The 23,273-nt window shown below is 49.7% G+C and carries 22 protein-coding genes and 1 pseudogene; 15 read left to right on the top strand and 8 right to left on the bottom strand.

Going from position 1 to position 23,273, the window contains the following annotated elements; genetic code table 11:
- Nucleotides 1-8 precede the first annotated feature (8 nt).
- Entirely contained in the window at nt 9-434 is a 426-nt protein-coding gene (locus IPP66_09415) for an acyl-CoA thioesterase (protein ID MBK9925496.1), read from the bottom strand.
- A 174-nt stretch (nt 435-608) separates the two neighbouring features.
- Here IPP66_09415 and IPP66_09420 point away from each other — a divergent pair, with 174 nt between their 5' ends.
- Entirely contained in the window at nt 609-1,772 is a 1,164-nt protein-coding gene (locus IPP66_09420) for a WD40 repeat domain-containing protein (protein ID MBK9925497.1), read from the top strand.
- Nucleotides 1,773-1,859: 87 nt separating this feature from the next.
- On the opposite strand, the gene IPP66_09425 is transcribed toward IPP66_09420, so the two are convergent.
- Together IPP66_09425 and IPP66_09430 are read right to left on the bottom strand one after the other, a co-directional pair.
- Nucleotides 1,860-2,564 carry a Crp/Fnr family transcriptional regulator gene (locus IPP66_09425; GenBank protein MBK9925498.1) on the bottom strand — a complete coding sequence of 235 codons (705 nt, stop codon included), beginning with the start codon at nt 2,562-2,564 and terminating at the stop codon, nt 1,860-1,862.
- The gene (locus IPP66_09430; protein MBK9925499.1) at nt 2,548-3,513 is read right to left on the bottom strand and encodes an MBL fold metallo-hydrolase; all 966 of its coding nucleotides are present in this window, start codon (nt 3,511-3,513) and stop codon (nt 2,548-2,550) included. Before IPP66_09430 ends, IPP66_09425 begins: the two co-directional genes overlap by 17 nt.
- A 339-nt stretch (nt 3,514-3,852) precedes the next feature.
- Here IPP66_09430 and IPP66_09435 point away from each other — a divergent pair, with 339 nt between their 5' ends.
- The 6 genes from IPP66_09435 (at nt 3,853) to IPP66_09460 (ending at nt 9,481) form a co-directional block, all read left to right on the top strand.
- On the top strand, nt 3,853-4,089 hold the full coding sequence (locus IPP66_09435) for a hypothetical protein (protein MBK9925500.1): 237 nt from the start codon (nt 3,853-3,855) through the stop codon (nt 4,087-4,089).
- 34 nt (nt 4,090-4,123) lie between these two features.
- Nucleotides 4,124-4,636, top strand: a complete 513-nt coding sequence (gene cas4 / locus IPP66_09440) for a CRISPR-associated protein Cas4 (GenBank protein MBK9925501.1) — start codon at nt 4,124-4,126, stop codon at nt 4,634-4,636.
- 81 nt (nt 4,637-4,717) lie between these two features.
- Nucleotides 4,718-5,581, top strand: a complete 864-nt coding sequence (locus IPP66_09445) for an NAD(+)/NADH kinase (GenBank protein MBK9925502.1) — start codon at nt 4,718-4,720, stop codon at nt 5,579-5,581.
- A 106-nt stretch (nt 5,582-5,687) separates the two neighbouring features.
- On the top strand, nt 5,688-6,215 hold the full coding sequence (locus IPP66_09450) for a hypothetical protein (protein MBK9925503.1): 528 nt from the start codon (nt 5,688-5,690) through the stop codon (nt 6,213-6,215).
- 24 nt (nt 6,216-6,239) lie between these two features.
- Nucleotides 6,240-7,970 carry a DNA repair protein RecN gene (gene recN, locus IPP66_09455; GenBank protein MBK9925504.1) on the top strand — a complete coding sequence of 577 codons (1,731 nt, stop codon included), beginning with the start codon at nt 6,240-6,242 and terminating at the stop codon, nt 7,968-7,970.
- 83 nt (nt 7,971-8,053) lie between these two features.
- Nucleotides 8,054-9,481, top strand: coding sequence for a hypothetical protein (locus tag IPP66_09460; GenBank protein MBK9925505.1), 1,428 nt, complete (start codon nt 8,054-8,056; stop codon nt 9,479-9,481).
- 62 nt (nt 9,482-9,543) lie between these two features.
- Here IPP66_09460 and IPP66_09465 read toward each other — a convergent pair whose 3' ends face one another.
- The 4 genes and pseudogenes from IPP66_09465 to IPP66_09480 form a co-directional block, all read right to left on the bottom strand.
- Nucleotides 9,544-9,804 carry a hypothetical protein gene (locus IPP66_09465; protein MBK9925506.1) on the bottom strand — a complete coding sequence of 87 codons (261 nt, stop codon included), beginning with the start codon at nt 9,802-9,804 and terminating at the stop codon, nt 9,544-9,546.
- 4 nt (nt 9,805-9,808) lie between these two features.
- Nucleotides 9,809-12,061, bottom strand: a pseudogene (gene feoB / locus IPP66_09470) (ferrous iron transport protein B).
- The gene (locus IPP66_09475) at nt 12,054-12,305 is read right to left on the bottom strand and encodes a ferrous iron transport protein A (GenBank protein ID MBK9925507.1); all 252 of its coding nucleotides are present in this window, start codon (nt 12,303-12,305) and stop codon (nt 12,054-12,056) included. Before IPP66_09475 ends, feoB begins: the two are co-directional and overlap by 8 nt.
- 134 nt (nt 12,306-12,439) lie before the next feature.
- The gene (locus IPP66_09480; protein MBK9925508.1) at nt 12,440-13,093 is read right to left on the bottom strand and encodes a metal-dependent transcriptional regulator; all 654 of its coding nucleotides are present in this window, start codon (nt 13,091-13,093) and stop codon (nt 12,440-12,442) included.
- A 289-nt stretch (nt 13,094-13,382) separates the two neighbouring features.
- Between IPP66_09480 and IPP66_09485 the strand changes: the two genes are divergently transcribed.
- The 8 genes from IPP66_09485 to holA all read left to right on the top strand — a co-directional run bounded on the left by IPP66_09485 (nt 13,383) and on the right by holA (nt 21,993).
- Entirely contained in the window at nt 13,383-14,468 is a 1,086-nt protein-coding gene (locus tag IPP66_09485; protein ID MBK9925509.1) for an EfeM/EfeO family lipoprotein, read from the top strand.
- A 169-nt stretch (nt 14,469-14,637) separates the two neighbouring features.
- Nucleotides 14,638-16,983 (top strand): FTR1 family protein, encoded by a 2,346-nt coding sequence (locus tag IPP66_09490; protein MBK9925510.1) that lies wholly within the window; start codon nt 14,638-14,640, stop codon nt 16,981-16,983.
- 232 nt (nt 16,984-17,215) lie between these two features.
- Entirely contained in the window at nt 17,216-18,520 is a 1,305-nt protein-coding gene (locus IPP66_09495) for a BCD family MFS transporter (protein MBK9925511.1), read from the top strand.
- Nucleotides 18,521-18,530: 10 nt separating this feature from the next.
- The gene (locus IPP66_09500) at nt 18,531-18,770 is read left to right on the top strand and encodes a hypothetical protein (protein ID MBK9925512.1); all 240 of its coding nucleotides are present in this window, start codon (nt 18,531-18,533) and stop codon (nt 18,768-18,770) included.
- Between the two features lie 203 nt (nt 18,771-18,973).
- A complete protein-coding gene (locus IPP66_09505; GenBank protein MBK9925513.1) occupies nt 18,974-19,600 on the top strand; it encodes a helix-turn-helix domain-containing protein in 627 nt (208 codons plus the stop codon).
- Between the two features lie 39 nt (nt 19,601-19,639).
- Nucleotides 19,640-20,368, top strand: a complete 729-nt coding sequence (locus IPP66_09510) for a hypothetical protein (GenBank protein MBK9925514.1) — start codon at nt 19,640-19,642, stop codon at nt 20,366-20,368.
- Between the two features lie 74 nt (nt 20,369-20,442).
- Nucleotides 20,443-20,928, top strand: a complete 486-nt coding sequence (locus IPP66_09515) for a hypothetical protein (protein MBK9925515.1) — start codon at nt 20,443-20,445, stop codon at nt 20,926-20,928.
- Between the two features lie 90 nt (nt 20,929-21,018).
- Nucleotides 21,019-21,993, top strand: coding sequence for a DNA polymerase III subunit delta (holA, locus tag IPP66_09520; protein ID MBK9925516.1), 975 nt, complete (start codon nt 21,019-21,021; stop codon nt 21,991-21,993).
- A gap of 40 nt (nt 21,994-22,033) precedes the next feature.
- Here the strand turns inward: holA and IPP66_09525 are convergent, their stop codons facing one another.
- On the bottom strand, nt 22,034-23,266 hold the full coding sequence (locus IPP66_09525; protein ID MBK9925517.1) for a PQQ-binding-like beta-propeller repeat protein: 1,233 nt from the start codon (nt 23,264-23,266) through the stop codon (nt 22,034-22,036).
- Nucleotides 23,267-23,273: the final 7 nt, after the last annotated feature.

Consider the following 23,273-nt stretch of genomic DNA (forward strand, 5'->3'; position numbering starts at 1 on the left):
TTTGACGTTCAAACGTTTAAACGTTCGAACGTTGTTATCTTTTTCCTCCACTCCTGCGGAATGGAGATTGTCTTCTCGGCACGATAATCGTATGTGACCATCACAACTTCACCCTTGGCTAATACTTTGTCCGTATTGGCATCCACGATGTTCTGCTCCCAAGTCATGGATTTGTTTCCCAACTTCGCGGCATGAACTCCGATTTTGATGTTCTGTCCAAAGTAGATAGGTTCAAGGTAGGTGATGTGCACATCTGCAAGGATCACGCCAATTTCCATGAAGGACTGATCTTTGGTGAACAACCCCAGTTCGATCATGTAGGCGATGCGTGCCTGCTCGAAGTAGGTGAGATGTTTGGCGTTGTTGACATGTCCCTGCGGGTCCAGATCCCCGTAACGGACTTCGATGGGATGATAGAAGTTGAATTGTGCCATGGCGTGATTATACCGTTAGCCATCAAAGCGCTGACATTGCCTGCTAGCAGAGCTATGAATTGACATAGGAAGAATGTGCTATCTCCTTTTTAGCTTGGTTTTGGAACAGAGATTCAAGTGCATGCGTTACAGTCATTGTTATGAATTATTCAAATTGAAAAGAGAGAGTATGTAATGAAACAAAATAAATGGTTTTTACTAATAGTTGCTAGTGTAGTAGGTTCGCTATTGCTTGGTGCATGCAGTATCTCGGTTGAACTGTTGTCCACGCCCACGGCTTCTGCAACTGCTGTTGCCTCCATTCCTGCAACAGATACGCCAGTACCGGTAGCGTCGTCAGTGCCTGCGACTCCCACGTTGACTCCTACATTCATACCGATCCAGTCGGATACCGCTCAAATGCTCAAGAATTTCATGAGCGTCACAGAAGATGAAGATGTACGTAGTGTAGCTTTTTCACCGGATGGAACCGTCCTTGCTGCGGCGGGAGGAAATGCCAACGATTTCAACGTCCATGTATGGGATGTGGCGACAGGTCAACTTGTAGGCGTGTTGAACGGACACACCGATATTGTTTGGGGTTTGGCCTTTTCGCCAGATGGAAAATTGCTTGCGTCGATATCTCGGGATCATAAAGCGATCATCCGTGATTGGCGTAATGGAGATATCCTAAAGATTTTAGATTTCCCTGGTGAAGTTACCAGCGTAAGCTTTTCACCGGATGGTCAGACTCTGGCAGTGGGCGGAGTCAATAAGCCGTCTGAACAAGGTCACACGGCTGCCATCTGGACCTATTCGGTGAGTACATGGGAACTATCGGTGAAATTCCTTGAGTACATCAACATCACAGCTATGGCGTATTCTCCCAATGGCGATATTCTGATCGGTGGTGGAACTTCACGGAATATTCAGGTATGGAGCGTAAGCGACGGTGCTTCCCTTTTTACCCTCAGCCATACGCACCAAGTTTTAAAAGCTGTCATTTCACCAGATGGCTCCACTCTGGCAACAGGGACATGCACAAAGGTTGTGAACTCTGTATGTGCTGATGGTGGTATCTGGTTGTGGGATTTGCCTACGGGGAAATTGATTAAGAAGTTGAACGGTTTTCCTGACTTTGTGGAGAACCTGGCATTCTCTGCAGATAGCTCATTGTTGATCGCAGGTTCACGTGATGGAACGTTGCATGTTTATGAGACATCGAACTACGGCTCCATCTTTGAAACAAAATCCCCAGATGGAATCAATGCCATGTCCCTTTCATCGGATGATAAAGTCCTTGCCATAGGCACGTATAATGGCGATATTCACTTTTGGCGGATTGAGCCTCGTCCGTAATTCTGTGACTTGATACTACTGAAGTAAAACAAAATTGTCCTGATGTGCTTTTTTCACATCAGGACAATTTATTCATTTGTTGGGTTTTTAGTTGCAATACCTCGCCAAGCCGTCGCCATCCATGATCGAGATTCTCCCGTCTGTATCGTCGAGCAATCCCTGTTCCTTGAACAACACCATCGCCTGATTGACTCGCTTGCGCGAGGCACCGACCAGGTCAGCGATATCACCTTGTGTGAGCGTGATGCGGATCTGGGTCACGCCGTCTTTCTCGCGTCCATATTTCTCAGCAAATGCTAGCAGTTGACGGGCCACACGTCCGTTCACATCTAAAGTGGCCAGCGCTTGAATGAGTTGATCGGATAACCGAACGCGCGCGGAAAGTATCTTCACCAAATTGCGCGCCACCGGCGGGAAGTTATCGAGCATGTACGTGAACGTGGACTTGTCCATCCACAGCATCAGGCTGTTCTCCAAGGTCACTGCGCTGGCTGAGCGGCCAATGCTATCGATCAGGCTCATCTCACCGAGCATATCGCCTGTGCCCAAGATCGCAATGATCACATCCCGTTCGCCCTGCTCGATGTGGATCTTCACCGTCCCATGCAGGATGATGAACACCGCTTCACCGGGCTGTTCAATGGTCATCACATTGCGTCCCGCCTCGAACACGCGGCGATGCGCGTTCTGTGCCACCCAATCCAACTGCGAGGGAGTCAGCCCAACGAACAAGTCAATGTCCGCGAGCAAATTGCGTGTACTGTCTTTCTTTATTTCAACCATTTTGAGCATATTGTACTTCCCTTTCCTTCGCGCTGAGCGGAGCGTTAGCGTAGTCGAAGCGGGGGGATAGCGTAATCTCCAAGCCTTCATGCGCTGCAACCGAATCGGCGAACAGACTCTTCGCGGTCCGCTCCATGCCTGCCAGCATATTATCAGTGTAGGCTGGGTCATGATGGAACAGAACCAGCTGTCCCGCAAGAGAAGAAGCGGCCACTTCGCAGGCCATCGTAACGGTCGAGTGCCCGTATCCTTGCGTGGCGGGGAACCCCTCCAGTTGTCCCCAATAGTGCTCATCCAAATATTGCGAGTCGTGGATCAACACATCCGCATCTTTTGCAAACTTGACGAGACGTTTATCTGTGCCCACGTAGCCTTCTGTGTCGGTCGCGTAAACGATGGATTGACCGTGCCAGGTGATGCGATAGACGAAGACGCCGCCGGGATGTGCATACGATTTGTGAATGCGGATGACGACCGCCTCATCACTTAAGCCGACAGCTGATTCAGCGACACGGACTCCAGCTTCATCCCAAACAATGACCTGCGACTCGCGCACTGCCTGAATCTCCTTCGAAGAAGACATATCGCGCAAGCTGATGGGAAATGTCTCGGAAGACTGGTTGTGCTCCAGTACATTTTTCAACGACTCGTGCGTGCCATCGGGACCGTAGATGTGCAACTTTGCATTCGGCATATAAGCAGGGACGAAGAAGGGAAACCCCTGTGTGTGGTCGTGATGCAAGTGACTGAACAGTAAGAGCAATTCACCTGCGCGCTTTGTGCGTGCCAATTCTCGACCCAACGGAATGATGCCCGTTCCAGCATCGAGGATGATTGTGCGGTTCCCAGCCTGCACTTCTACACTTGGTGTATTGCCACCGTATTTCACCGTCCCTGCCCCGGGCGTAGGATAGCTCCCACGCACACCCCAAAACCTGATTTTCATTTCGTTCGACATCCTGCACCTCCGATATTCATCGCGCTGAGCGGAGCGATAGCGCAGTCGAAGCGTTGCTCGGCTCAACATATTCTCGTTTCAATTTCTACTTGTATTATCCTCACTATAAAAATTCTCTCAAGGAAACTTGTCGCTAGGGGAGTGGGAAATATTTCACAAGAGCTAATCTCCGCCCTGAGCGGAGTGAGCCCGAATGGGCGAGCGCAGTCGAAGGGCACATAACTGAGAATCTAGTGTTCCTATGAAACTCCACCCTTCGACTGCGCTCCTCGTTTCACTCGTCGCTCCGCTCTGGGTGGAGTGACTGGTTTTTAGAAAATTTGTGCTATACTCCGCCGTATGCCCATAATCCGCTCTTCTGACATTGGAACCTACCTCTACTGCAACCGTGCCTGGTGGTACAAGAAGCAGGGAGTTGAATCCATAAATCAGGCTGAACTCGCGGCAGGGACCGAGCTCCACGCCCGGCACGGACGCCAAGTGCTCGCCTCGTCCATCACGCGGACGGTTGGGTTGATCCTGTTGATGGTTGCGTTAATCATGCTCGTGGGATATTGCACGGTGCAAATCGTTTAAACGTTTCAACTTGTAGACCTTCAAACGAAAATCTATGCTTTATTTAGCCCTCGCCCTTCTCTTTTTCGCTTTCGTCTTCTTCTGGCAATCAGGTCGCCAGCGGAAAGCCGCAGGTTTGCCCGGCGGGCGTATCATCTACACCGATACGCGCGGCTGGAACAAGCTTGAGAAGCCTCTCTTCCATGCCGGGCTTGAGTTAACAGGAAAACCTGATTACCTCATCGAAAAAAATGGACAGATCATCCCTGTGGAAGTGAAATCGGGGAAGGCTCCCGATGCTCCGTATGATTCACATATTTATCAACTGGCATCCTATTGTTTGCTGGTGGAAAAGACCTATAACAAACGCCCACCGTATGGGATCATCCATTATGAAGGCCGGGATTTTGCAGTCGATTACACACGTGAGTTGGAATCTTCTTTGCTCGACCTCCTAGCCGAGATGAAAAGAGACGAACGCAAGAAAGAGGTCGATCGGTCGCATGAGCAGGCATCCCGTTGTAAAAGATGCGGGTTTCGAGAGTCCTGTGAGCAGAAACTGGGATAAATCTGGAAACAGGGAAACACGTAGATAAGTCAAACCAGAGAACATGTTTACCTGTGTACCTGTCTACCTTATAATCGAACCATGGCTAATCCCTTTCTCCCCAAACACCCTGTTGTGACCGCTTATCCTCGTATGCCCCAAGCGTTTGCAGAGGCCGAGGCGATGTCTGGGTACCTCAAGGAATTGGGTGTGGATGCGCCTTTTGGCTCGCTGTATGATGAAGGTTTGCGGGCGCGAGTGAATAACCGCGAATTTGACATGTTGATCGTTGCCGGTGGTGATGGGAGCGTTCTGCGGGCAGGACATTTATGTGCCCCTTTGGGAGTTCCCATTCTCGGCGTAAATCTGGGAAGACTTGGGTTCATGATCCAGGTCGACCGGGACGAGTGGCGTGAGTACTTTGATAAGTTGTTGAATGGCGAAGCGTGGATCGAGAATCGCATGATGCTCCATGCAAAACATGTCCGCGCAGACGCCTCGTTGGGAGAGTGGGACGCCTTGAACGAAGTGGTAGTGGGGCGCGGGCACAACCTGCGGCCTGTGCGCCTTTCCGCTTCGGTGGATGGGCGTCACCTGACGAGTTATGTGGCAGATGGATTGATCGCTTCGACCGCTACCGGTTCAACGGCGTACGCGCTCGCGGCGGGTGGACCGATCTTGCCGCCGGAGTTGCGTAATATTTTGCTGGTGCCGATCGCACCGCATCTTTCGGTGGATCGTGCGGTTGTTCTCGCTGAAGGTTCGATGGTGAGCATTCGAGTGAAAGGTGAGAACGCGGTCTTGAGCATCGACGGTCAGCCTGCCATTTCGTTGATGGATGATGACCATGTGGATATCCATGCCGCTGAAGTGACCGCACAATTTGTACGTTTTGGAGACCCGGGTTATTTTTATCGAAACCTGACCGCGCACATGAACGAAAATTCTTTAGGATTGCCGAGATAAAGACTGACCATGGACTATAGACCATAGACGATTACACGTTGCAAATGGTCTATGTTCCACGGTCAATGGTCTGTAATAAAACATAAACTTAATCGGATACTTTGACATGACCGAATCAACAACCAATACACTCTATTGCTATGTTCACCCCAACCGCGAAACATCCCTGCGATGCAATCAATGCGAACGCCCTATTTGTGCTTCGTGTGCTATCCGCACACCGACGGGGTATCGTTGTAAAGAATGCGTAAAAGGACAACAGCAGATATTCAACACCGCTGAGTGGTACGACTATGTTTTGGGCGGTGTCATTGCGGCGTTTCTTTCCGGCATTGCGTCAGGGCTTGTGACAGCGATCAGCGGCATTGGCTTCTTCGGCTGGTTCATCATTGCGGCAGGTGCGCCGACAGCAGGCGTCATCATCGCAGAAGCAGTTCGTTTGGTCACAAAGAAGCGACGTTCCCGTTCATTGTTCATCACAGTGGCGGTTGGCGTTGTTCTCGGTGCCTTGCCTTTGATCTTGTTCAGGCTTTTCTTTTTTGATCCATTTGGAATTCTCTTTCAACTGATCTATCTTTTTCTTGCCACACCCGTTGTATATACACGACTTTCTGGAATTCAATTGTTCAGATAATACAAATTTAAAAACTGGTGAATCATGCTAACTGAACTCCACATTCAAAACTTTGCGATCATAGATAAACTCGATTTGCGCTTTAACTCGGGTCTCATCATCCTCACAGGTGAAACAGGCGCGGGTAAATCCATTATTCTCGATGCCGTGGTCATGCTTATTGGCGGCAAAGCGGATGCCACCTTCGTACGTGCTGAGTCAGAGTCAGCGTTGGTCGAAGGGGTGTTCCAGCTCAAAGGTCCAGAAAGAGAAGCGGTGCATGAAGTTTTGAACCGTGAAGAGCTGATGGACGACCCCGACTATGTGATCCTATCGCGTGAGATCCGCAATGGTGGACGCAGTGTGGCACGCATCAATGGGAGGACGGTCGGCGCTTCTCTCTTAAGGGAGATCGGGTCCATCCTCATTGACATTCATGGACAAGCCGAACATTTATCTCTGCTCGATCCACGCTCACACTTGGGCCTGCTCGATCGCTACGCCGAAGTCGCGAAGCCTCTCAATGAGTATCGCCAGACTTATCATGCATTGCTCAATCTGCGTCATGAATTGAGCGATTTGCGAAAGGCTCAATCAGATGCCGATCGCAAGATCGAGATGCTTACCTATCAAGCCGAAGAGATCGAAGAGGCGCGTTTGAAAATAGGGGAGGACGAAGAACTGCGCAAGGAACGTGACCGATTGGCGAATGCCGAGGCGCTGGCACAGAATGCACAAGAGGCGCTTGCCATTCTTGACGAAGGCTCGCCTGAAATGCCCGCCGCAAGTGACTTGATCGGACAGGCGGCTCAGGCTTTGGGTGCGCTCGCAAAAATCGACTCGGCGCAAAATGAATTATCGAACCAAGCCGAGCTGTTGCTTGATACCATGTCTGATATCGTGCACACGTTGCGCGATTACTTGGAAGAGATCGAATTTAATCCAAAGCGGCTCGATGAAGTGGAAGAACGCATCGACCTGATCCACTCGCTCACGCGCAAATATGGCGGAAGCATCCCCGCTGTCATTGCTTATGGACAGGATGCACGCAAGCAATTGGAAACCATCACGGGTGCGGCAGAACGCATTGACGAACTCGAAATGGAAGAGGCGAAGCTGTTAAACAAACTTGCCAAACAAGGCGGTGCGTTGAGCGAGAAGCGCAAGTCTGCGGCCGTTTCCATGGCAAAGGGAATCGAAACAGAGTTGGGCGACCTGAAGATGTCCTCAGCGAAATTCAAAGCGGACTTCCAAACGAAGACTGACCCGAACGGCGTGCCACTTGAAGATGGAACACGCGTTGGTTTTGATCAAAACGGATTCGACAAAGTGGAATTTCTAATCGCCCCGAACCCCGGCGAAGGGCTCAAGCCCTTGGTCAAGATTGCCTCGGGCGGTGAGACCTCGCGTTTGATGCTGGGATTGAAAAATGTCTTAGCAGGTGCTGACGAAGTCCCATCCCTTATCTTCGATGAGATCGATCAGGGGATCGGTGGCCGTGTGGGTATGATCGTGGGACAGAAACTCTGGAATCTCTCACGTTCGCATCAAGTCTTCTGTGTGACACATCTCCCACAACTGGCTGTCTTTGGTGATGAACATTATCAGGTACAGAAACTTATTCAAACCAACCGCACATTGACGCGCGTTGAGCGTCTCGATGGTGAGGCTCGTTTACTTGAACTTTCGCAAATGCTCGGGGAAGTCGGCGAAGGAACTCTCCGCTCTGCACATGAGTTGTTGCAGGTGGCAAGAGAGATGATCAAAGGAAAGTAAATTCATTGTCGCAGTAGAACATGTAGGTAGCAAAGTAACCCATCCTTGCAGTTACTATTGCGATGATTTAAACAAGGAGAAAAATGAAAACAAGATATACCCCTATTTTATTAGCCGCTGGTGTTTTGGTGCTTGCCAGTCTGGCATGTCAGGCAGCGTCTAGCACAGGACCTGCTGATGACAATACATCGCAGTCCCCAACCTCAGAATCACAATCACCAGCCTCTACAGAGGCTCCATCACAGCCTGCTCTGGAACCCGCGACCATGGAGACTAAAGGCGCTGGTATCTTGTGTGTCGGAACAAAAAATGGTTTGGGTTGTTTGAATGAAAACGGCTGGCAGATCTATACAGATGAAAATTCTGATCTCCCCAATAACTATTTATATGCCGGAGCTATTTGCCCGGACGGTCAGTTCGCGATTGCACATATTAACGGTGTGGTCTTGTTCGATGGCAAAAGCTTTAAACAGATCCCTGAAACCAAAGATTACTCATCCCCAGAAGGCGTTGCTTGTGATGCTGATGGTGGCGTTTGGGTGGCACACTTCCAGGGTGTGAGCCATTACTCCAGCGGACAATGGAAAACCTACGGCGCTGAAAATCTGGCGAGTGGTGCATCTTCCAATGAATTGATCTCTGACGTGCAGGTGGCTCCTGATGGGAAGGTTTGGGTGCTCACTTCACGCAGTGTAGCATTGTTCGAAAATGATACGTGGACTGTCTATCAGGAGGGACAGGGTTTCGATGGAAGTCGATTCTTCGATGCGCTCACACTCGATGCAAAGGGACGTCCATGGGTGGCGCACAGTGGTGGTGTGGATATCTTTGAAAATGGTGCATGGACTTCCGTGGAAAAATCAGATTACAACTCCTCTCAAAGCATAGCCGTGGACGCGAAAGGTCAGGCTTGGCTTGGGACGTTAAGTGATGGCGCGTATGTATTTGATGGCAATACATGGTCTCACTATGACCGCGCTTCTGAAAAATTACCGAGTAATGATGTTAGTTTTATTTCCGCCGATCATGGTGGGCGTGTCTGGATTGGTACTTCCTACGGGCTCACGGTCTTTGATGGCTCGAACTGGCAGAACCTGTTCATGAGCAATTCCGGTTTGCACGATAACGACATTTCATTTTTGATCGTGTCTAATGATGGTCCGGCTCTCCCTGCCGTGGAAGAAAAAGCGAAAGGCTCACTAACCGGTAAACTCATGGATGCGAACAATGCTCCCCTTGCCGATATGCGCGTGGAGATCTGTGTGGAAACACTTGGCACCAGTTACTCTGGCGAAACGCCCTGTTCTGACCAGCCTTTCTCGCTCTCTTCCAAAACGGATTCAACCGGCGTGTTTTTGTTTGAGAATGTTCCTGCTGGTTATTACGTCATTGTGGCAGAGACCGGCACAGGCTGGGCGCAACTCACTGACCAGTACGGTATCGGCTCCGAACGGACGTTGATCGAAGCAGGTGACAAATATGATATCGGAACGCTGACCTTGGAAGAGTAATAACCACAGAAAATAAAAAAAATCCGAAGTTGTACACTTCGGATTTTTTTATTTAGGTTGTATCAAATGACATCAGAAAGAGGTTTGTCCGTTTTGATTGCATATCTCTTCCCTCTCGCCTTGAGTAAATTGCAATCAGACTGAACTCCGCATGTGGTGCAACATTGACCGTCAGGCCCGATCTCGAGTAGCTTCCCTTTTTGTACTAACAGATCAATCATAGAAAGCACTGCAGAAGGCTGAGCCTTCATCTCGCGGCTGATCTCGGAGAGGCTCAAGCCGCTCTCTTTGCCTTCGAGGAGTTGGACTAATTGACTCAGCACAACATTATCCTAATCCGAGCAGGAGTCCGCCTTGGTAGACGATAAAGGCGACGAGCCACGCAACGGCAGTTTGATAGACTGCGGATGTGACTGCCCAGGACGTGCCAAACTCATGTTTGATCGCGCCCAGTGTGGCGACGCAGGGTACATATAACAAAACGAACACTAGAAATGCGGCGGCGCTCAATGGTGTGAAGCGGTCGCGCAATGCAAGGCTCAGAGCAGTATCTTCTCTTTCAGATTCTTCATCGACCAAATTCACACCGGGGATGATGCTCAATAGGATTTTTCCTGAACTGATCGTCGCGTCCACAAATCCCTGACCGATACCGACCAACTCTTTGCCAAGAGTGGTGGGTTCGGATACTTCCGCTTCTTCACCGCCAAGATAGATCTGGCTCATCGTACTGACGACGATCTCCTTCGCCATGAAGCCCGTTACGAGCGCACCACCTGTTTCCCAGCCATCAAACCCAAGCGGGGCAAAGACGGGTGAGATCGCACTACTGACTTTGCCAAAATATGAGTCGCGTTGGTTGCTTACGCCGAATGGCAGATTGAGCAGAAGCCACATCACTAAGGATGCATACAAAATCGTTGTCCCCGCCTTGCGGACAAATTCGCTGGTGTTCTCCCACATGTGGATGAGAACACTCTTCACTGCGGGTTGGCGATAGGGAGGAAGTTCCAGTACAAAAGCGGATGTTGCATCGGGTTTGAGAATTGTTTTCGTGAAGACCATTCCAGCCAACATCGCGATAACGATGCCCAAGGCATACATGGCCCAGATGACTGTCCCTGCACGGGCACCGAAGAAAGCGAGGCCGAAGACAACATACACAGGCAGACGTGCCGAGCATGACATGAGTGGCACAAGCAAGGCTGTCAGAACTCTGTCACGGCGGCTGGCGATGGTACGAGTCGCATAAATGGCAGGGACGGCACAGCCAAACCCGAGGATCATCGGGATGAACGATTTGCCATGTAAACCGACAACGCGCATGAAACGATCCATGACGAACGCGGCGCGGGACATGTACCCTGAGTCTTCGAGTAATGCGAGGAAGAAGTACAAGATCAACAGGCCGGGGACAAAGACCAGCACGCCTCCAACGCCTGCGACGATTCCGTCAATGACGAGAGAATGAATCCACGCGGGAGCAGATATAAGGTCCAGTATGAAGCGGAAGAGGTTGGCGATGGGGCCGTTGATAACGGCATCCGTCCAATCGAGGAAAGGCGATGAGACATCGATCACTAGTCGAAATACGATGTACATCACCGCGAAGAATACAGGCAGGCCGAGCCACTTGTGTGTGACGATGTCGTCGATGCGATCTGTGAGGGTGAGGCGGTCAAGTTGTGGGCGGTGTAGGGACTGGCGCACGATACCGTTGATGTACCCGTAGCGGCGGTCGGCGGTGAGGAGGTCGAAGTCATCGCCAAGCATGGACGAGACATGGTCCGCGCCTTGTTTGGCGAGCGCGATGATCTGTTCGCCTTGGGGCATTTGTTGTACACGGGCGAGGATATCGGCATCGGCTTCGAGAAGTTTGAGGGCCAGCCAACGTTGTGAATACTGACCGGTGTCGAATTTTATTTCTTCAAATGCGGTGATGAGCTTTGCGATCTCGCGCTCGATCTTGCCGCCGTAATCAAGTTTGAATAAAGTGTTTGTTGTAATGGTCATGTCGTTTGTCCTGCCACGGAGATGTAGAGACTCGGTTATTTAAATTTCTCTGCATCTCTGCGGCTAATTTTTTCTCGCCATTCGCACGGCTTTATTGATAAGTTCAGTAATACCTTTGCCTTTGTTTGCGGCTGTTTCCACAACAGGGATGTTCCCAAGCAGTTGTGATAAGCCATCCATGTTGATCTTAGCTCCGTCCCTGTGCAGGTCATCGGACATGTTGAGTGCAAGGATGACGGGCACGTCCAATTCCAAGATCTGAACAGTGAGATACAAATTGCGTTCGAGGTTGGTGGCGTCGATCACATTGATGACGACGTCGGGACGTTCCTGAATGATGTAATCGCGCGCGATGATCTCTTCCGGTGAATAGGCAGTGAGGCTATAGGTGCCGGGCAAGTCCACGATGTTGATGGTCTTGCCATCATGTTCGATCTCACCTTCTTTTTTCTCAACGGTCTTGCCGGGCCAATTGCCTGTGTGTTGACGTAACCCCGTGAGCGCATTGAAGATCGTCGTTTTGCCTGCATTGGGATTTCCTGCAAGTGCGATGGTCATGTCAGCCATTGTCGTTTCCTTGCAGGGAGACTTCGATAAATGCGGCTTCCTCTTTTCGTAGGGCAAGGTGATAGCCTTTGATGAAATATTCCACGGGGTCACCGAGTGGGGCGTTGCGCTCGATCAAGATCGTCTCGCCTTTGACGATTCCCATTTCAACGAAGCGCCTGCGTAATGCACTGGCTCCATTGACCTTGGTGATTGTCGCCCGTTGTCCCGGACGTAGTAAATGTAATTGAGTTGATTCAGACATGGTTTCCTTTTCAAAAATACTTCGTTGGTTGAGTAGGGGCGGGGTCTTTCCGCCCCGTATCGAAACCAACAAGTAACAAGAGTTATTTTGCTTACTGGTGGTTTCGACTGCTTGCGTCTCAACCACCGATATATTTATTCCACGATCACAAACTTTGCCAGCGATAATCCCAGCGCAACTTCTTTTCCTCCCACTTGCAAAGTAAGAGGTCCCTCCATCGGTGCGGCTTCGATCACTTTTATTTTTTGACCGGGCAGAATATTTTTATCTTGCAAATACTTCAACACATCAGTTGCCGTGGCATTCACTGCCTGTACTTTCACTGTCTTGCCGATCTCTACCTCGCTCAACGCTATCCCGCTTAATGGCGTGAACACACCTTTCACGTCAGGGATCGGGTTTCCGCGTGGGCAAGCTTGTGGATGTTCGAGAAACTTTGCCAGCGCCTCGGTCACTTCTGGCGCGGTGGCATGTTCCAGGGAACACGCCAGTTCATACACTTTCGACCACTCGATCTTTAAATGTTCATACAGAAACACTTCCCACAACCTTTGCCGACGGATCACGTTCGAAGCCACCTCGCGTCCTTTTTTTGTCAGCGTCACACCTTTGTATGGTGTGTGGGTCACGAGTCCCTGTTCGCTTAGTCGCCGCATCATCTCGTTTGCAGAGACATGTGTCACGTTCAAACGCTCGGCAAGGCGCGCGATGGCCACATCCCGATCTCCTAATTCAGACATCGCCTTCAGATACATTTCTGTGCTTTCGCTCAAATGTGGAACAGACATAAGGTAATCCTTCGCAAAATGTTATGGCTAACCTTATTATTTCACCGACCCTTAATTCTGGACAATGACTTATGTCACATTTTTGGCGGAAGGAAATACTCCGCTTCTTTTCGCCCTGATAATTGGTTCTGTCGTCATTTATTTTTTTTCACCCTGGTTGAAAACTGTTTTAAACATTAAATAAGACAGATTTCATCCGCATTACTAGATTTTGTTGGCCAACGTCAATATACTGTGCGCCGTAGTAATGCAATAGAGAAATCAAATTACCCAAAGGAGAGAACCAACAATGGTTCGTAAGACAAACATTTTTATCGGTACACTCATTTTCATCCTGCTTGCCAGCGCTTGTGCGCCTGCTGCAACAGAAGCGCCTGCTGTTGAGCAAAATATACCCGCCACCGACTTGAGCGGAATCAAAACATACTTACTTGGTAAATCATCTGAGCTGACAAAGAGCAGTCAGGCATTGAAAGATGCTTCAGATACGTATTATGAGTTGGCAAAAGCCTCGGGCTTTGATTATGCCGCTTTAGCTGAATCAAATTCAGGTGAAGTCAGTGAAGCGCTCACGTCCGCAAAGAATGCGTGGTTGGCGGCGAGTCCTCTGTATGAGCAGATGGAAGGCATCGTGGCGGGAACTCCCAGCCTGGCCGAATATGATGTGATCCTCGACGCAGGCACATCGGGCGAAGAGGACCCCGAAGGTGCAGTGCCATTTGATCTCACATTGCCTGATGGACGTGTATTGGCCAAGCCTGGTAATTTGTTCGGCGTGTTGGAAAGCACATTGTGGGGAACATATGCCGATTTCACTTCAGGCGTTGAAGTTGATTTGGATAGCAACGGCTCAATCGACTTTGGCGAGAAACTGCCCGACGCAAATGTGTTGAAATCTGCCGCCGATGCACTTCATTCTTATTCGACTGAACTTGGTGCTTCAGCCCAGGTATGGGTGCCTACTGAATCAGACGCTTTCACATCGTTGGTTGTGATGGTACCGACCATGAGCGAATACTTCAACTCGTGGAAGAACTCCCGTTTCATTTTGGGAGATGCCTCTGAGCAACGTGACTTTGTTGTGATCTCGCGCCTTGCTGATATTCAAAATATTCTTGGAAGTTTACAAGTGGTATATGGTGAGGTCAAACCGCTCGTTGAAGCAGAAAATGCCGCGCAAGCCGCACAGATCGAAACTTCTCTTGAAGACCTAAAGCAGTTTGTCGCTGATGTATATGACAAAGAGCAGGGTGGCTATCAACACACACCTGAAGAAGCCGATGTGCTCGGTGCCGAAGCGCAGAATCGTGCTACTGCCATTGCAGGCCAGGTGGCGCAGATCGCCGCAAAGTTAAACATTTCGATTGAGGAATAACTGCTCTGGTGGTTGAGTAGCTCTGAGCGATTGTTGCGAAGAGCGTATCGAAACCACTAATAAGAAAAACTATTTACTTGTTGGTTTCGATACGGCGGCGGAGTTCTTACGAGGAAATCTTCTTTTCAAGACCCGCCACCTACTTAACCAACGCACAATACATATGCCTATGAAAAAAATTATATTTGCATTTCTCGTTGCCATGCTTGCGGCTTCCAGTATTTTTGGAGCCGCATTTGCAGTTTCTGAGTCTCCTGCACAAATTGCTGAGTCGATCCGTTCTTCGCTCGTGCAGGCGCAATTGGATTTGACATCTGACCCCGCTTCTTCTGCCCAATTGGTGGCGGACGCAAAAACCTCGTATCAAAGCGGACTTTCAAGCTGGTTCTCCAAATATGACGCTGAGTCTCAACTGCGAATTGGCTCCGCTTTTGATGCGCTTGACGAAGCTGTTACCAACAGGGATGCAGTTTCATTTGCTGTTGCCCGCTCCCAAATATGGACGGGTATTCTTGCTGGCAGTTATGCCATCGTGGAACAATCCATCCAAAGTGGAGACGGGGTCACAGCGCAAACATGGTTGCCTGTGCGTGAGTTCCGTATTGCCAGTCGTTTCTCACGCCCGAATGTAGGAGCGACTCTTGCGGTGCAAGGTTTCATCGCTGGCAATATCTCTGCTGAAGATGCTTTGCAATCGATCCGTGCAGATGTGTTGGATACCTACCAGGCACGCATGACTGAATCCCTGCGTGATTTGGCAACTGCTGACACCAATGGATTTGCATCACGCCGTGCCGAATTGGCAGCGTTGGCGGATGGGTATTTCTTGATCCTTTCACCTGCTTATTTGGAGCAACGTGGCAGTGAATCGCTTTCGGTTGCACAAACAGCATTTGCTGATCTACGGACCTCCGCTGTTGCAACTCCTGAGCTTTTGAGTCAACAACTTTCGACTGTTGAAGCAAACTTGAATAATTTTCGTGCCGCTCCTCTCAGCCCTGCCGAGCAATCCCGCCGTGCGGGACAGTTGCTTCGTTTCCTATCACTCGTGCCCGTAGAGTATGGACGAGGCGTTGTAGATGGACGTGTGACCAAAGACCTTGAGATTCAAGAAGCCATCACATTCCATGCGGGGGCGTACGCCGCATTTACAGACTTGAAGGATTTGCTCGATGTGTTGAACCACGAGCAGACAATGAAGGCGGATGCGTTGTTTACGTCAATGGGGGAGATGCTGATCGAAACAGGAACAGGCAAATCGGTCGCAGGAGTCGAGGTGATCGAGTCTCAGACAAAAGAATTGACCGAAGTGTTGAATATCATGTTGCCCGATGCGTGGCTTAAATCCAGCGCACAAAGCGACTTTGATGTGATCGCGTCCATGTTGGATCAGATGCAGACAGCGGTGCGGAACGGTGAATACGAACTTGCGGAATCGTCACGCCTTGATGCGTATGCCATCATGGAGACGGGACCCGAAGCGAAGCTAATGGTCTTTGCGCCGCAGTTGAAATTACAACTGGAAGAATTGTTCTGGAATGGACAAGGTGAGAATAAAGGCCTTGCGTATTTGATAAAGAACCGTGCGCCATATGCGGATGTAAAATCTTCACGCCTCGCCTTGGATGAACACTTGGAAGAGGCGCAAAACGAATTAGGTCGTAACACCGCGCCCGCCGCCATTGCGACGAATGCAGGCATCATCGTTTTTCGTGAAGGGCTGGAGGCGGTGGTTATCATCGCTTCGTTGATGAGTAGCTTGAAATCTGCTGATGAACGTAAATATCGCCGACCGATGTGGTGGGGCGTGATCCTTGCGTTGATCGTAACGGCGCTGACTTGGTTGTTGGCGCATGAGATCCTTCAATCTTTAGCGCGTTACGGTGAAAAGCTTGAAGCGGTTGTATCTGTCGTTGCGATTGCTGTCTTGCTTCTCATCATGAATTGGTTCTTTCACAACACCTATTGGACAAGCTGGCTGGCAAATTTCCATACGAAAAAGAAACGCTTGTTGTCAGGTGAGGCGGGACTCTTGTTAGGACTCGTCACGCTTGGATTCACCAGTGTGTATCGTGAAGGCTTCGAGATCGTTTTATTCATGCAAGCACTTGTGCTTGAAGGCGGTGTAACGGCCGTCTTGACCGGTGTATTGATCGCGCTTCTCGGTGTGAATCTCGTTGGCTTGATCATCTTCCGTTTGCAAAGAAGCCTGCCGTACATGAAGATCCTTGTTGTTACGGGCATCATGATCGGCGCAGTACTTTTGCAGATGGTTGGTAGTACGGTTCATATTATGCAGGTGGTGGGCTGGCTTCCGATCCATGTGATTACAGGGTTACAAGTTCCATACTGGCTTGGTACGTGGTTTGGCGTGTATCCCACTTGGGAGGGCGTTGTGCTCCAATTCATCGGAGGCTTTTATGTGATCGGGACGTACTATCTTGCTGAAGCCATGCGTAAGAAGAAGATATTTGCACCCAAACAGAAGATGGTGAAATCGGCAGCGGAGTCGTAGATTAGACGGTAAGTATGTAGACAGATAATCAGGTGTCTATGTACTTACCTTTCCCACATTCATCGCTCACATTATTCTAGGGGAATTCTAAGCAAATCTACATTGTCTTACGTAAAATTACATATACAATTACAATCACTAAAGACGAGGGCGTTCCCAACGCCCTCACTTTGTGTAAAAAACTATGCACCTACAACCGACTAAACTACCCAACGAATAAGCCAACTAACCCATGTTCCTCAAACGTCTCCAGCTTGCCTTAATTCACACCGCCGTCGCCATGACGCTCGTGCCCATCAACAGTACGCTCAATCGTGTCATGATCTTTGACCTTGGTATTTCCAAAACCCTTTTCACGCTCCTCGCGATCTTTCCCTATCTGCTTTCCCCAATTCAAGTTGCCATCGGCTCCTTCTCAGACCGCCATCCCATTTTCGGATATCGCCGCACACCATATATCTTTGTAGGTCTCGTCCTTTGCGCTATTGGCGTCGCAGTATCTCCGCAAATTGCCGTACTCATGAGTCTGAATTTCACTCTCGGCATCATTGCTGGTATTCTCGCGTTCGGCGCATGGGGCATGGGGTACAACCTCTCCGCGGTTTCTTATCTCTCGCTGGCATCTGAACTCTCCGGTGAAAAAGAACGAGGCAAGACGATAGCGACCATGTTCACGATCATGGTTATCGGTTTGATAGCGACAGGTATCAGTCTCAGCCGTATGGTCCCGACGTATGATCCCGCTACACTCCAGCGCGCCTTTCTCATCGTCGCCGCCTCAGCCCTGACTTTGGGCCTGCTCAGCCTCATCAAGCTTGAGCCTCGCTTTGACATCTCAGCCTCAACTACCAAAGCGGATACCTATACCGTCAAACAAATGACAGCCGCCATCACAGAAAACCCCATCGCAAAGATTTTCTTCGTCTATTTGTTTTTGCTCCTCGCCGCCATCCTCAGCCAGGATGTGTTGCTCGAACCCTTCGGCGCCCAAGCCTTTGGCATGACTTTGAAACAGACATCGCGCATCGTCTCCATTACCAATACGTTCACGCTCCTGGCCTTCATCATCGCAGGCTTCCTCGATGGACGTGTCAAAAAGAAATATGTGGCTCAATCAGGAAACCTTGGGGCATTGATCGGATTTGTCATTATCGTAGTGAGCGGCATCGTTGCTAATAAGCATGCTTTCTACGTTGGTATTACTTTATTGGGGTTAGGCACGGGTCTTTCCACCATCGCCAACCTCTCGTTGATGTTTGATCTGACCGTCCCCGAAAAAGTTGGTTTGTATATCGGCGCATGGGGATTCTCGAATGGACTTTCCCGTTTGATCGGTTTGCTCATGGCAGGTGTTGTTGCCGATGTCGCTACACAGCTCACGGGCAATCCGCTCAATGGATATCTTGTTGTCTTTGGCATCGAAGCATTGATGATGCTTATTGCTTCCATTATGCTCTATCGTATTGATGTGCCTGCCTTCCAGAAAAAAGCACATGAGCCATCTTTTACAGATAAAGTTGCACTCATTGGAGATTAAATAAGGAACCATGACAGACAAAATTGTATTTAACCCCGAAGGCTCAGGTGGTGGTGACGTTTGCATCGCCAATATCAGCCCGAAAGAACGCCAGATCCGCATGCGGTTTGGTATCACACAATTAGCGATCACCCTTGTTATCTTGACTGTGTTGGTTGCGTTGGATGTCAACCCGCTTTGGCGGTTGCCTCTGTTCTTCATGTTCTCAGCCGCGGCCGCTGGGTACTTCCAAGCCAAGGACAAGACCTGAGTATCTCTTGCCTCACGCAGTTTGCGTAAACTTGGTGATACAGAAGAAAAGATCGAAGATAGTGCCGAACTTCGGCAGGTGAAACGTCAGGCGCTTAAAGTTCAACTCAAAGCCAGTCTCGTAGGGTTGGTTCTGACTGCGCTTGCATTTTTAATCCCATAACAAAACAGGTGTTCAATATCTGTGAATTCTGGATATAAACAATGACTGACGAATGGCTTTCTCTCAGCGATGCGGCAAAACTGCTTGGAGTGCATCCGAGCACGATACGGCTTTGGTCTGATAAAGGATCGATACCTGTCCATAAGACGCAGGGTGGCCATCGCCGCTATAAGCGAGGAGAAATCCTCCTTTGGGCAGAAGCAAATTCAAAGTCCAAGAATGAGGCGATTGAACCTGAAGGCATGATGAATGAGGTGGTGAAGAATGTCCGCATGCAGATCTCAGAGGGACGTCTTCAAGAAGAATCCTGGTATCAGAAATTGGATAATGATGCCCGCATCCAATATCGCATGAGTGCGCGGTCGTTGTTCCAGGGGTTGATGACCTATATGGCGACCAATGGGGCGGAGGCCGTCACCGAGGCCTATGCCATTGGGTATGAGTATGCCTCGCGCGCACGTCGATACCAACTCAGCTATGTGGATGCCGCGAAGGCTTTTTTATTTTTTCGAGATACGTTGGTCGAGTCGGTCATCAAGGTGTATACGGAAGCCAACGTCCCTTCCAAGAAGGCGACTGAGATGTATGCAAAGATGCATACGTTCACGGATGATATTCTGATCAGTTTGTTGGAGACCTATAGCAAATTGGAAAATGCCAATCATTAGTGGATTGGCATTTTTTATTTTGAACATAAGGAGTTCATAATGAACATCATTCTCTACATCCCCATCATTCTCTACATCCCCATCCTCACCACCATTGTTTCATTCTCGTTCACGGTTGCGTTATACAAGCATTGGCAACGCAAGCCAGATGCAAAATACCTCATGTGGTGGACGATTGGCACGCTCTGCTTCGGTGTCGGCACATTGACCGAATCGGTCAATACGCTGTTTGGATGGAGCGTGTTCAACATGAAGGCCTGGTATATCGCAGGTGCATTGCTTGGTGCCTTCCCATTGGCGCAAGGCACAGTTTATCTTTTGCTCAAAAAGAGAACCGCCGATATCCTCACATGGTTCTTCATTGTCTATATTGCCGTCGCGGCTGTCGCGATCACACTCTCGCCTGTGGACATGTCCCTTGTTGACCCTGACCGTTTGACAGGTGCCGTGATGACGTGGCGTTGGGCACGCCTGTTCTCGATCTTGCCGAATACGTATTCGCTCATCTTTCTCGTCGGGGGTGCCGCATGGTCTGCGATCCAATATGCCCGAAAACAGGGGAGTGGTAACCGTGTGCTCGGCAATTGGTTGATCGCCATTGGGGCACTCTTGCCTGGCATTGGCGGCTCCTTTACCCGCATGGGATATGTTGAGGTCCTCTTTGTCACTGAGTTCATCGGTATCATCTTGATCTGGGCTGGTTATCGTGCCATGACCGCGAGCCAGACCGAATCGATTCATGCGACACAAAAATCAGCGGCTGATTAACCCCATCCTTGTTCGAGCATACGTACTGCGTGGCAATTACGTGGTACGTATGACTTTAACGCTATAATCGCTCCATGATCCTCGACCTTCCCCTTATCCTTGAAACAAGACGCAACCATGCGCTTGAACATGCCACACTTCACATTCTTGCGCGCACATATAAGATCCCCATGGCGGGACATTCCAACCCGACAGGTTTTTTTCTGTTGGGCGATATTCAGCTTGAAGATATAGCGATTGCATCCACTGAAGCATTGTCGCGACTCAAAGCCGGTGAAAGTGGACTTGCCGTTCACGAGGGATGTGGCACCAACCTCGTTACTGCGGCGCTTCTCCCTGCGGCTTTTGCCTGGGCGCCGCTTCAAGGAGCAAAATCCACCCGTTGGCGACTCTTCCTCATTCCTCTCGCTGTGGTCTTTGCTGTCTTTGGATATTTTCTCAGCAAGCCGCTGGGTCCCTGGTTGCAAAAATACATCACCACCGAAGCCGACATGGGAAATATGCAAGTCACAAATATTCTCTTCGTCCGCAAAGGTGTGCATCGTATCATCACGAAGTAAATTTGTAGGGGCGGGGTCTCCCCGCCCAATGTTGTTTTATCCAATAATGCGGGGCGAGAGGACCTCGCCCCTACGTGCATAAATAACTTCATGCCCAACATCTACTTCCTCTTCGGTAACGACGAATTCGCCATCAATCGCAAACTCAAAGATTTTGAGTCCGATTTCACCGACCCCACCAGTGCCGACATGAACACGGCGCGTCTCGATGCACGCACCGCCAGCGATAATGACCTCAACAACGCCATCAATGCCATGCCCTTCCTCGCCAAGAGACGTCTGGTATTGTTGTCCAACCCATCTGTGAAATACAACAACGCTTCCTCAAGAAAGAAATTTCTCGAATATATCGAGAAAGCGCCAGATACAACTCGGCTTGTGTTGTATGAATCCGTTGAACCGAAAGAAGCTGAGAAACATTGGCTTAATAAATGGGCTGAGAAGAACGATAAGCTGATTCAAACCAAAGCCTTCATGCTCCCGCGTTTAAAAGAGATGACAGGTTGGATCGTCAACGAGACCAAGAAACAAGAGGGTCAGATTGAGCCGCGTGCCGCCGAAATGCTCAAGGATATGGTCGGTGTGGATACGCGTCAGGCAGGGATGGAGATCGCCAAATTGCTGGCGTATGTCAATTGGGCGCGACCCATCAACACGAACGATGTGGAAGCGGTCTGTATCGTCACCTCGCAACAGTCCGTGTTTGACTTTGTCGATGCGTTATCCAACGGCAATGGTAAATCTGCGCAACATCTCTTATATCGCTTGTTGGAGAGCGAAGATCCATTTTCGTTATGGGGGATGGTCATACGTCAATTCCGTTTGCTGATTCAGGCGCGTGAGATATTGGATGGACGCGGCAACAAAGATGATGTTGCGCGTGCTTTGGGAGTCCATCCCTTTGTAGCAGAAAAAACGACCCAACAAGCGGGTCGCTTTTCCATCGAAATGTTAGAGTATGTGTATCGTAAACTGCTCGCCATTGACGAAGGTGTCAAAACGGGACAATTCACCCTCGAACTTGCATTAGATACGCTGGTAATGGAATTAGCCGGGCAGCGTTAAAATCTGTTTTATTCCGTGAGTCCGTGACAGAGTCCGTTTATTACTTCAGCGCGTACAAATACCCATCCAAACTCCCAAAATAGATCACGCCATCTTTATCCACAAACGGGGATGAAACAATATTGCCGCCTGTCTTGAATCTCCACAGTTCAGTACCTGTCTTGGTGTCTATGGCGTACATATAACCCCAAAGCTTACTGCCATTCTCATCTGTGATGTTGCTGAAGTTCCAATCGCCAACATACAATACATCTTCCACAAGCGCAGGCGAAGACCAGACCGTTTCGCCTGTCGTTTTAAATCTCCACTTCATTTCACCAGTTGTTGCATCCAGCGCGTTGAGATATGAATCGTCTCCGCCGATATACACCATGCCATTTGCAATCGTTGCGGTGGATGTCACCCAATAATAGGTGATGCGATTTTTCCACTTCTCAACACCCGTCTCACTATCAACTGCATAAATGTTCGAGCCGCTATCACCGAAGACCACAATCCCTTCGCCAATCGACGGCGATGAACGAGTGATGGTGATCGCTTTGTATCTCCATTTCTCAGCGCCTGTCTTCCGATCCAATGCAAGGAGTGTGCTCTCGGCAGTGAAGTACACCGTATCACCATCAATCGCAGGCGAACTTCGCACTGCGTTGTATCCCAGTGCATCCACTGTCCATACTTCCGCGCCTGTATCGGCGTTGAGCGCATAGAGTTTGCCATTGTTCCCGCCGATGTACACAATCCCATCTTGCACAGCAGGTGATGAACTGATATTGTCGTAATCCGTGGGTCGTTCGGGGCCAGTATCAACCTTCCACTTGAGTTCACCGCTTTTCGCATCTAGTGCATATGTGAACCCATCGTTGCTTTGGAAATATACAATCCCGTTCGCAACCGATGGTGTGGAGTTAATCGGCTTCTCCGTGTGAAAACTCCAAACTTTCTCACTGTTTTTGTTCACCGCATATAAATTGCCAGTCTGATCGCCAAAGTAGGCGATGTCATCTGCGAGCACAACCGAGGTCGCAATCGCTCCCTCCGCTTTGAACTTCCATTGGACTCCTCCCAGCTCGCGGACCACTGGCGCATCATAGATACCTGTATGATCGAGGCTTCCTCGAAACATGGGAAGCGCCTCACTCTGTAAGGGGACATCTGTCACAACAACAGGGGTTGCTTCCACGCTGACAGTTTCTTGTGTGGCAACAGATGTACATGCCGATAAGAATATAAAAAATATGACGCCGATAATTTGTAATGCTTTTATGGATTTCATAGTGTAT

Origin of the sequence: Candidatus Defluviilinea proxima (assembly GCA_016721115.1) — a bacterium.
Taxonomy (GTDB): Bacteria; Chloroflexota; Anaerolineae; order Anaerolineales; family Villigracilaceae; genus Defluviilinea; species Defluviilinea proxima.